This window comes from Syntrophobacterales bacterium (genome assembly GCA_019429105.1).
Lineage (GTDB): Bacteria > Desulfobacterota > Syntrophia > Syntrophales > UBA5619 > DYTH01.
In genome coordinates this window covers 1-6,542 of record JAHYJE010000071.1, presented here as the reverse complement: position 1 = coordinate 6,542, position 6,542 = coordinate 1, and the positions used below count along the sequence as shown (strand labels likewise).

Here is a 6,542-nt window from a genome sequence, read left to right as displayed (position 1 = left end):
ATTGACATCAATCTTGCCAAACAGCTCAATATTCTCTTGGGCAATCTCGGCGTGCAGGATCAGCAGCTCATTATCGATCCGACCACCGGCGGACTCGGTTATGGCATTGAATACTCGTATTCCGTGATCGAACGTATCCGCATCGCGGCCCTGTCCCAGCAGGATGAAAGATTGCAGTTCCCGATGATCTGCAATCTGGGCAAGGAAGTATGGAAGACCAAGGAAGCCAAGACAGCGGATTCCGATTTGATGGGCAAGAGTTCCAAGCGGGGGATTATAATGGAGGCTGTTACCGCCATGCTGCTCGCTTTGGCCGGCGCCGACGTATTGATTATGAGGCACCCCGAGGCCATCCGGGTTGTCCGAGAGATGATTGCCGATTTAACAACATAAAAAGAATGCTGTCCTGAAGGGTGGCGTACGTTAGGAGGAAAAAATGACAGAGGTATTCCAGAAGAGTATCGAACCGGCATCGCTGAAGATGATCGATAAGGCGTTTGCCGATCAGGTTAATCTAGTATTTGACCGGGCGGCCAGTCTGAAGCCCTGCCCGATAGGTTCGGAAGGCGACTGCTGCAAGATGTGCGCGATGGGGCCGTGCCGCGTTCCGGCGCCGAAGGATAAGACGAAGCCCCGCCCGGTAGGTTTATGCGGCGCCACCGCCGCGACGATTTCCGCCCGGAACTTTGCCCGGATGGTGGCCAGCGGCTGCGCTGCCCACTCCGACCATGGCCGGGGCGTGGCAGAGATGTTTCTGATGGCTGCCAAGGGTGAGCTTCCCGAATTCAAGATAAAGGATGAGCAGAAGCTCTACCAGGTTGCGATGGATTTGGGCGTTGAGATTGGAGAGCGCACTGTTAAAGAGATCGCCATTGAGGTAGGCGAGAAGGCGATCGCCGAATTTGGTCGTCAGCATGGCGAGTGCGCCTTTGCCCAGCGGGCCCCGGAGAAGCGAAAGGAACTGTGGAGAAAGATTGGCATTTTCCCGCGAGGTATCGACCGCGAGATAGTGGAGACCATGCATCGCACCCTGATGGGAGTCGATCAGGACTACAAACACATCCTAATGCAGGCGGCCCGTACCTCCCTGGGAAACGGCTGGGGAGGTTCGATGATTGGGACAGAGCTACAGGATATCCTTCTTGGTTCCCCGGTGCCGATCGCCGGCGAGATCAACCTCGGAGTTCTGAAAAAGGACTATGTCAATGTCATCATCCACGGGCATGATCCTCTCCTGCCGGAGGTGATGATTGTTCTGGCCAAGGATCCGGAGATTCAGAAGGCGGCGGAGGCGGTTGGCGCCAAGGGCATAAATCTGGCCGGAATCTGCTGCACGGCAAACGAGATACTTATGCGTCACGGCGTTCCCGTTGCCGGAAACTTCCTCCAGCAGGAACTGGCGCTTGTCACCGGCGCCGTTGAGCTGATGACGGTGGATATCCAGTGCATCATGCAGTCGGTGGTGTCGGTCGCGGCCCATTATCATACGAAGATTGTCACAACTTCTCCCAAGGCGAAGATCGAAGGCGCCCTGCACATGGAGTTTGATGATCATAACGCAACCCAGGTCGCCAGAGATATGTTGATGATGGCGATCCGGAATTACAAGAACAGAAAGCCGGAACTTATTGATATACCATCAGAAAAGAGCGACCAGGTTGTCGGTTTTACGCATGAGACGATCAATTACCTGCTGGGCGGGATGTTCCGCGCTTCCTACCATCCGCTGAACGACAATATCGTCAATGGCTTGATCCGGGGCGTTGCAGGGGTAGTCGGGTGCAACAATGCCCGCGGTACCCACAACAAGGCCACCCTGGAACTGATGAAGGAGCTGATCAAAAACGATGTGCTCGTTCTGGCAAGCGGTTGTGCGGCCCAGATTGCGGGCGAGGCTGGTCTGCTCAGGCCCGAGGCGGCGCAGGAATTTGCCGGCGCGGGGCTTGCTTCCGTATGTGAGGCCGTAGGCATTCCTCCTGTTCTGCATGTGGGTTCCTGCCTTGACGACAGCAGAATCCTGGTGGCGGCGACGGCAATGGTCAAGGCTGGCGGGCTGGGCAAAGATATCAGCGATCTTCCTGCCGCCGGCGCTTCGCTGGAATGGATGAGTGAGAAGGCCGTTGCGATCGGCGAATATTTTGTTGCTTCCGGTGTTTTTACGGTATTCGGAACTACCTGGCCGACGACCGGTTCCGAGGAAGTTTCCAAATTTCTCTTTGAAGAATATGAAGAGATAGTGAAGGGCAAATGGGCCTTTGAGCCCGATCCGCTCAAGGCGGCCCAGTTGATGATTGCGCATATAGACAAAAAGAGAGCAGATCTCGGTATCGACAAGGCGAGAGAGAGGGTGCTCTTCGATATGGCTAAGCGTCGCGATCTGGAAGCTTGATATATTTGAAAAATCTTACGATTTGGAAGGAGGATTTAACGTGTCTAAAATAATTGCAGCCGCAGCCATACGGGGGGCTCATAAAATAGTGGAGAGGGCGGAGAAAGACTATCAGATGGCGCTCGAAAAGTGGGGGCCGGAGCATGAGGTTGGTTTTCCCGATACCGCCTATTACCTGCCGACGATCTACGCCATTCTCGGCATTCCCGTCAAGACGATGACGGATATAAAACCGGTTTTGGATCGCTGCCGCGCCTTGCTGCCGCCCTTTGTCAAGGAGAAAAACCCGCTGCCGTACCTGGCGCCGGCCCTGGACGCCGGGATGGCGACATTCTTCGCCGAGGAAATTATCGAAGCGATCCGCTACCTGGAGGCGCCCGATTTCTACACCAAGCAGGAGGATGTACTTCCCGACAACATCTGGCTGGGGGCAGCCAATGATGTCATCTTCCGCAAGCGGGGCGTTGAGTTCGTTGACGGCACCGCGCCTGGTTTTGCGGCCATTGTAGGGGCGGCCCCCACGCCGGAGATCGCGGCGAAAATCGCCATCGAGCTGCAGGAGAAAAACCTGTATATCTTTATGGCGGCAGAAAACAACGGTGTGCGCTTTTCAGAGCAGCTCGTCGAGGCCGGCGTTCAGATCGGCTGGCCGACGCGTCTGGTCTCCTACGGGCCGGACATTACCGCGGCCGTTTTCGCGATTGGTTTTGCCTGCCGCGTCGCCATGTCGTTTGGCGGAGTCAAGCCGGGCGATTTCCGCAAAAACCTGCTTTATAACAAGGATCGTACCTTTGCCTTCGTCATGCCGATGGGGTTTGTCAGTGACGAGTGGTATGCCAATGCCGCCGGGGCGGTCAATTTCGGATTCCCGACCATTGCCGATACGCCGATTCCGGAGATTTTGCCGACAGGCGTATGTACTTATGAACACGTCGTCTCCAATATTCCCCATGAACATATCGTCCAGAAGGCGATCGAGGTCAGAGGTCTCAAGGTCAATGTGACGTCGGTGCCGATTCCCCTCTCCTACGGGCCGGCATTCGAGGGCGAGCGCGTCCGCGGCGAGGACATCTTTCTCGAGATGGGCGGCGGCCGTACCCATGCCGTTGAGTTTGTCACTTCCAAGCGGCTTGACGAGGTGGAGGACGGCAAGGTAGAGGTTATCGGTCCGGATGTTGACTCCATCACGGAGACGCCGGCCAGACTGCCGCTTGCCATGGTAGTGGAGGTGGCAGGCCGGAAGATGCAGGATGACTTCGAGCCGATCCTGGAGCGGCAGGTTCACCACCTGATCAACTACGCCCAGGGGATCATGCACATCGGCCAGCGCGACATAGCCTGGGTGCGCATCGGGAAAAGCGCGATTCAGAAGGGCTTCAAGCTCGCCGATCTCGGCAAGATTCTGCATGCAAAATTTCATCAGGATTTCGGCGCCATTTTCGACAAGGCCCAGGTGAAGATCATCACCGACGCCAAACTGGTCGAGGAAATGCTGGCCCTGGCAAGAGAAACTTATGCGAAGAGGGATAAAAGGATCGAGGGGATGACCGATGAAACGACCGATCCGTTTTACTCCTGCACCCTCTGCCAGTCCTTTGCCCCCAACCACGTCTGCATTGTTTCCCCGGAGCGGACCGGTCTTTGCGGCGCTTACAACTGGATGGACTGCAAGGCCTCCAATGAGATCAACCCGACCGGCCCCAACCAGCCGGTGCCGAAGGGAGAAATTATCAATGAGCAGCTTGGACAATGGGTAGGCACCAACGACTTTGCCGTCAAATCATCTCATGGCAATTACGACAAGGTGAGCATGTACAGCATGATGCAGGATCCAATGACGACCTGCGGCTGCTGTGAGTGTCTGGCGGCGGTACTTCCTTCCTGTAACGGCTTCATGACGGTAAATCGCGACTATATGGGGATGACCCCCTGTGGGATGAAGTTTTCGACGCTGGCCGGCTCGGCTGGTGGCGGGACGCAGACGCCGGGATTCCTGGGCCACAGCAAATACAATATCATTCAGAAAAAATTTCTCTCGGCGGACGGCGGGCTGGCCCGGATGGTCTGGATGCCGAAGATCTACAAGGACGAGTTTTATGACCGCCTGAAGGCGCGCGGCGAAGAGATGGGCATCCCGGATTTTGTTGATATGATTGCGGATGAAACAATTGGCACTACGGAAGAGGAGATTCTGCCCTTCCTTGAGGAAAAGAAACACCCGGCGCTGGAAATGCCGTCGGTATTGGAACTCTAACGGGTAAAACGGGGAAGGGCGGGCAGAAATCCTCGGGATTTTTGTCCCGCTCGCCGCATATGGGTGATAGATAGCACTTAATAACGAGCGAAAAGAGAGGAGTAAGAATTATGGCTCTTACAGGGATTCAGATATTCAAATTGCTGCCGAAAACAAATTGCAAGGAGTGTGGCGTTCCCACCTGCCTGGCGTTTGCCATGAACCTGGCGGCTGGAAAGGCGGAGCTGAGCGCGTGCCCCTACATCTCCGATGAAGCGAGAGCGCAGTTGTCTGAGGCGTCCGCGCCTCCCATCCGTCCCATTACGATGGGCGAAGGGGAAAACAAGCTGACGGTCGGCGGAGAAACCGTGCTGTTCCGTCATGAAAAAACCTTTGTGAACAAAACGGGCATTGGCGTGATGATTACCGACGCCATGGCCGAAGCCGATGTGGCCTCCCGGATCAAACAGTTTAATTCACTTAAATATGAATGGATTGGCCTGATCCTCCGCGCGGAAATGATCGCGATCAAGAATGTATCGGGCGATACGGCCAAGTTCGCAGCGCTGGTGAAACGGGTGATGGACGAGACGGAGGCCATTCCGGTGCTGATGAGCGACAGCGTCGATGCCCTGAAGGCGGCATTGGCGGTTTCCGCCCAGCGGCGGCCGATCATTTACGCAGCGACCGCACAGAATTTCGCGGAGATGGCTGCTCTTGCCAAGGAGTTCAAGTGCCCGCTGACTGCCAAATCCGACAACCTCAACAGCCTGTCGGAATTGACGGACAAGATAGTTGCGGCGGATGTGAAGGACATAGTTTTGGACAGCGGCGCCCGCACCGTCCGGAAAGTTTTCGAAGATATGGTATTTTTGCGCAGGGCCGCGCTCGTCCAGAAAAACCGTTCCCTCGGTTTTTCGCCGATCGTTTTTCCCGGCGAGATGACCGATGATCCGATAAAGGAGACGGTTATTGCAGCGATGCTGGTTGCCAAGTATGCCGGAATGGTAATCCTTTCCGACTTCCAGGGCGAGAGCCTCTTCCCGCTTCTGGTCGAACGGCTCAATCTCTATACCGATCCGCAGCGCCCGATGATGATGAAGCAGGGCATCTATCCCATCGGCAACCCGACCGAGGATTCCCCGGTCACCATCACCACCAATTTTGCTCTTACCTACTTTATCGTTTCCGGCGAGATCGAGGCCAGCCGCGTTCCGACCTGGCTGCTGGTTATGGATACAGAGGGTCTCTCGGTGCTTACCGCCTGGGCGGCAGGGAAGTTCGTCGGCGATGCAATGGGCGTATTTATCAAGAAATGCGGCATTCTGGACAAGATTAAACATAAAAAGATCATTATTCCCGGTTATGTCGCTTCCGTAAGCGGCGATCTGGAAGAGGAGCTGGGACCGGATTGGGAGGTAAAGATTGGTCCGCGCGAGGCCGCGCATCTTTCCGCCTTCTTGAAGCTGGAAATCGCCGGTTAATGAAAAGGGCAACCATAAAAGCAGTTATTTGAAGATAAAAGGAGGAGTAATTTATGATTCGCATTGGTGAGAATCTCAATATTATAGGCAAAGTAACAGGCACGGCAATGAAGGAGCGCGATCCAGAGCCGATTCGCCAGATGGCGATCGACGAGACTAAGGCCGGAGTCGATTACATCGATATCAATCTTGGACCGGCGAGAAAAGACCCCGCGGGGATGGCGGAGTGGATCGTGAAAACGGTTCAGGAAGTGACCGACCTTCCCCTGTACATTGACACCATCAACCCCGAGGCGATTGAAGCGGGATTGAAGGCTTATCAGAATAGAAAAGGCAAGGCCGTTATCAATTCGGTAATGGCCCGCCCGGAAAGCTACGATGTCAAAATGCCGCTGGCGAAGAAATATGACGCCGGGATAGTTGCTCTGCTCTGGGG

At 55.4% G+C, this 6,542-nt stretch carries 5 protein-coding genes; all 5 read left to right on the top strand.

Going from position 1 to position 6,542, the window contains the following annotated elements; genetic code table 11:
• A partial coding sequence (locus K0B01_14350) for an acetyl-CoA decarbonylase/synthase complex subunit delta (GenBank protein ID MBW6487322.1) occupies nucleotides 1-393 on the top strand: 393 nt, incomplete at its 5' end.
• 43 nt (nucleotides 394-436) lie between these two features.
• Nucleotides 437-2,389 (top strand): anaerobic carbon-monoxide dehydrogenase catalytic subunit, encoded by a 1,953-nt coding sequence (gene cooS, locus K0B01_14345; protein ID MBW6487321.1) that lies wholly within the window; start codon nucleotides 437-439, stop codon nucleotides 2,387-2,389.
• A 40-nt stretch (nucleotides 2,390-2,429) separates the two neighbouring features.
• Nucleotides 2,430-4,643 carry a CO dehydrogenase/CO-methylating acetyl-CoA synthase complex subunit beta gene (gene cdhC / locus K0B01_14340; protein MBW6487320.1) on the top strand — a complete coding sequence of 738 codons (2,214 nt, stop codon included), beginning with the start codon at nucleotides 2,430-2,432 and terminating at the stop codon, nucleotides 4,641-4,643.
• A gap of 110 nt (nucleotides 4,644-4,753) precedes the next feature.
• Nucleotides 4,754-6,106, top strand: coding sequence for an acetyl-CoA decarbonylase/synthase complex subunit gamma (locus K0B01_14335; GenBank protein MBW6487319.1), 1,353 nt, complete (start codon nucleotides 4,754-4,756; stop codon nucleotides 6,104-6,106).
• Between the two features lie 53 nt (nucleotides 6,107-6,159).
• Nucleotides 6,160-6,542 (top strand): dihydropteroate synthase (locus K0B01_14330; GenBank protein ID MBW6487318.1); only part of this gene is annotated, 383 nt, incomplete at its 3' end.